General features: G+C 72.0%; 3 protein-coding genes. 2 read left to right on the forward strand and 1 reads right to left on the reverse strand.

What is annotated here, in order from left to right; translation table 11 throughout:
- Positions 1-176 precede the first annotated feature (176 nt).
- The gene (locus AC2W7M_RS22680) at positions 177-941 is read left to right on the forward strand and encodes an AzlC family ABC transporter permease (RefSeq protein ID WP_486135117.1); all 765 of its coding nucleotides are present in this window, start codon (positions 177-179) and stop codon (positions 939-941) included.
- On the forward strand, positions 938-1,390 hold the full coding sequence (locus tag AC2W7M_RS22685) for an AzlD domain-containing protein (RefSeq protein WP_486135119.1): 453 nt from the start codon (positions 938-940) through the stop codon (positions 1,388-1,390). The genes AC2W7M_RS22680 and AC2W7M_RS22685 overlap by 4 nt, the downstream gene beginning before the upstream one ends.
- A 19-nt stretch (positions 1,391-1,409) precedes the next feature.
- On the opposite strand, the gene AC2W7M_RS22690 is transcribed toward AC2W7M_RS22685, so the two are convergent.
- The coding region (locus AC2W7M_RS22690; RefSeq protein ID WP_486135121.1) for a PhoX family protein at positions 1,410-3,181 on the reverse strand (1,772 nt) is incomplete at its 5' end.

Below are 3,181 nucleotides of genomic sequence, written 5' to 3' on the forward strand. Positions count from 1 at the left end.
CGCACCACGTCGAAGAAGCGCTCGGCGAGCGGGGCTGCCGCCGGCGCGCATGGCCGGCCGGCCAGCTCTGCGCCGGCCCGTCTTCGCGGCGGCGCGGGGGGATGATATCTCACGCGCATGTGGCGGCGCGTCGCAGCCGGCACCCTGCTTCAGCCCCTCGTGAAAGCCCGGCCCGCGTGACCCTGCCGATCGGAAATCTCGCTCCGCCTCCCGCGCCGGCGCCGGAGCGCCACCATTCGACCCTGGGCTGGTTCGGCCGCGGTTTCACCGAGGGTCTGCGCTCGGTGGCGACGGTGATGCTGGTCGGCAGCTTCGTCGGCTTCGGGGCGCTGCTGGAGGGCGTCGGCTTTCCGCTGGTGGCGGGCCTGGTCTCGACCCTGCTGATCTGGGCGCTGCCGGCGCAGGTGATCCTGGTGGGCGGCATCGTCTCCGGCACCGCCTTGCCGGCGGTGGCGCTGGCGGTGACGCTGTCCTCCATCCGCCTGCTGCCCATGGTGGTCTCCCTCGCGCCCTACATGCGCGGCCCACGCCGCAGCCTCGTGTCCGAGGCGGCCTGCGCCCATTTCGTCGCCATGACCCTGTGGGTGGAGGGCCTGCGGCTGCTGCCCAAGATTCCCGGCGAGGGCCGCGTGCCCTACACGCTCGGCCTCGGCCATGCCTATGTGGTGATATCGGGCGCGGGGACGATCGCCGGCTACATGCTCGCCGGCAGCGTGCCGGGGCCGCTCGCCGCCGGGCTGCTGCTGCTGACGCCCTTGTCCTTCACGGTGCTGATGGTGCGCAACGCGCGCGCCGCCACCGACTGGCTGGCGCTCGGCGCCGGCCTCGTGCTGATGCCCCTGACCATGGGGCTCGAGGGCGGGCTCGATCTCATGATTGCCGGGGTCGGCGGCGGCACGCTCGCATATCTCGTCGGCCGCCGGCTGGAGAAGCGGCGGTGAGCGGCTTCCTCTCGCTCCTGCCCGACATCGCCGCGCTCGCGGGCGCGCCGGCTTCCTTCGTCGCCGCCACCGCGGACGCCGCAGCGCCCGCGACCCAGGGCACGAAGCTGCACCTGGACGTCTGGACCGCGGTGATGATCGTCGTCCTGGTCGGCTTCCTGCCCACCGAGGTGTGGCGCATGCTGGCGCTGGTCGCCGGCCGCCAGGTGGAGGAGGGCAGCGAGGTCTTCCACTGGGTGAAGGCGGTGGCGACGGCGCTGCTCGCCGCCGTGGTGGCGCGGCTCGTGTTCGCGCCCACCGGCCTGATCGTGGCGGTGCCACTGGCGCTGCGGCTCGCCGCCCTCGCCGGCGGCGTGCTGGGCTTCTACCTCATGCGCCGCTCGGTGTTCGCCGGCGTGGTGGTCGGCGAACTCATCCTGATCGCCGCTGCGGCCTATTACCTGCCCTGAGCGCGCGGGGCGCGGGCGCTCAGGTGCCCACCCGGCCGCCGCCGATCCGGGTGATGGCCACCACCGCCGGGCGCGGCGGCACGCCGTCCTTGAAATCGGGCCAGCGGGTGGAGGGATCGTCGAAGGTGGAGACGCGCCCGTCCTCGCTCTCGCCCGGATGCTGCACGGCGACGAAGAAGGTGGTGTCGTCGGCCGTGAAATAGGGGCCGCACATCTCCGCGCCGATGGGCACCGAGAAGAAGCGCTTGGCGGTGCCGCGCCCCGGCCCTTCCGTCTCCACGCCCCACACGCCGTCAGTGCGGCCGGTGGAACCGCGCGAATTGCCGTCGGTGGCCACCCACAGGCGCCCCTCGTGGTCCACCGCGCAATTGTCGGGGTTGGCGAACCAGCCGTGCTCCGAGGTGGCGGGCGAGAAGGTGGCGCCCACCGCGGCGACGCGCGGGTCGCCGCAGCGCACCAGCACCTCCCAGGCGAAGGCGCGGCCGGCATGGTCGCCGTCCTTCGGCGTGATCTCGACGATGTGGCCGAACACGTTCTTCGCCCGCGGGTTGGGCCCGTCCACCTCGATCTCGGTGCGGGTGTCGTTGGCGGTGAGCATCACATAGACCTTGCCGGTGACGGGGTTCACCTCCACGTCCTCCGGCCGGTCCATCTTCGTCGCTCCGAGCAGCGAGGCCGCGAGGCGCGCATGCACCACCACGTCCGCTTGGCTGGCGAAGCCCTTGTCCGCCGTGAGCGGGCCTTCGCCCTGGACCAGCGGACGCCATTCGCCGGTGCCGTCGGCGTTAAACACCGCGACGGCGAGCGTGCCGGCATCGAGGATGTCGCGGTTTGCGGCCGGGTTGCCCTGATCCACCTTGGCGTCGGTGACGAAGCGGTAGACGTGCTCCATCTTCTGGTCGTCGCCCTGGTAGATCACATAGCGCCCGTCCCCGTTCACGATGCCGGCGGCGCCCTCGTGCTTGAAGCGGCCCATGGCGGTGCGCTTCTTCGGGGTGGAGGCGGGGTCGAACGGGTCGATCTCCACCACCCAGCCGAAGCGGTTGGCCTCGTTTGGCTCCTTCTGCATGTCGAAGCGGTCGTGGTGGCGGCCCCAGGCGAAGGCGTTGCCCGGCAGGCCGAAGCGCTTCAGCGCCTCCGGGTCGGCGAGGCCGTCGCGGGTGCCGGAGAAGTAGTAGTTGAAATTCTCCTCGCAGGTCAGCCAGGTGCCCCATGGGGTGATGCCGCCGGCGCAGTTGTTGAGCATGCCCTTCACGTTGCGCCCGTCCGGATCGGCGGCGGTGCGCAGCCGCGCGTCGCCCGCGGCGGGGCCGGTGAGCACCATGGGCGTCTCGGCGGTGATGCGGCGGGCAAATTTCGAGCCCGGCACCACCTGCCAGCCCTCGGGGGTGCGGCGGATCTCGATCACGGCGCCCCCATGGGCGGCCATCTCGATGTCCACCAGTTCCCGCGTCATCAGCGAGAAGCCGTTCTTCGGCGTCTGCGGGACCATGCCGGGGAACATCAGTTCCTCATTGGTGTATTCGTGGTTCACCACCAGCAGGCCGCGGGGCGCGCCGTCCGCTTCGGCGGGCAGCGGGATGAAGCCGACGAAGTCGTTGTTGTAGCCGAACTGCTGCGCCTGCGCGGCGGGGGTCTGCGCCTTCGGGTCGAAGGCGGGCGCGCCGGGCAGCACCGGGTCGCCCCAGGCGATCAGCACCTTCGCCTCGTGGCCCTCGGCCACGTGGATGGTTCCGTCGGGCGCGGCGGTCAGCTCGGGGAAGGGGAAGCGCGCCAGCTCGTCCGCCGCCT

It is taken from the genome of Xanthobacter sp. BG11Y11_SDJG (assembly GCF_057364445.1).